Source organism: Bartonella sp. CE47NXGY (assembly GCF_042195415.1).
Taxonomy (GTDB): domain Bacteria; phylum Pseudomonadota; class Alphaproteobacteria; order Rhizobiales; family Rhizobiaceae; genus Bartonella.
Window position 1 is genome coordinate 1 of sequence record NZ_JBHIOI010000309.1, and the last position, 515, is coordinate 515.

Below are 515 nucleotides of genomic sequence, written 5' to 3' on the forward strand. Positions count from 1 at the left end.
CAATACTTTAACAGCTCTAATTGGCATAGCTACACTAAAGCTACAAAAAAACAAAAAGAACTCATCCTTATGAAGGTATGTGATACCATAGGAAACATTCCATACAAAGCAATTGAAAAGAAACATATCATAGCCGGCGTTGAACGACGCAAAGAAACACCAGCAATGGCTAGAAACTTTCTGAAAGCCCTTAATGGGCTTTTTAATTGGGCGATTGACCAAGGTCTTTTAGAAAATAATCCAGCCTTAGGTGTTAAAAGACCAGCCCTTCATAACAAAGATGGGTTTGCTGTTTGGACAGAAGAAGATGTTGAGAAATATTATCAAAGATGGTCCCATGGTACCCATGAACGCGTTTGGATTGATGTCCTTTTGTATACGGGTTTGCGTCGTGGTGATGCGGTCCGCATTGGCTGGAAAGATGTAAAGAATAATATCATTCATCTCAAAACAGAGAAAAGTAAATTCCAAACAGATGTCTTTCTACCTATTTTACCGGAATTAGCCAAAACGCT

The 515-nt window shown here is 38.6% G+C and carries 1 protein-coding gene; it reads left to right on the plus strand.

Annotated elements, in window-relative coordinates:
* On the plus strand, positions 1 to 515 hold a 515-nt coding region (locus tag ACFIL3_RS11245), incomplete at both ends, for a tyrosine-type recombinase/integrase (RefSeq protein ID WP_375682316.1).